We start from the raw sequence: 216 nt of genomic DNA on the forward strand, positions 1-216 counted from the left end.
GAGTCTGAGTGAACTCCGGGAGTTGGTGATGGACAGGGAGGCCTGGCGTGCTGCGATTCATGGGGTCGCAAAGAGTCGGACACGACTGAGCGACTTCACTTTCACTTTTCACTTTCATGCATTGGAGAAGGAAATGGCAACCCACTCCAGTGTTCTTGCCTGGAGAATCCCAGGGACGGGGGAGCCTGGTGGGCTGCCGTCTATGGGGTCACACTG

The sequence above is a fragment of the Methylopila jiangsuensis genome (assembly GCF_027922305.1).
Taxonomy (GTDB): Bacteria; Pseudomonadota; Alphaproteobacteria; order Rhizobiales; family Methylopilaceae; genus Methylopila; species Methylopila jiangsuensis.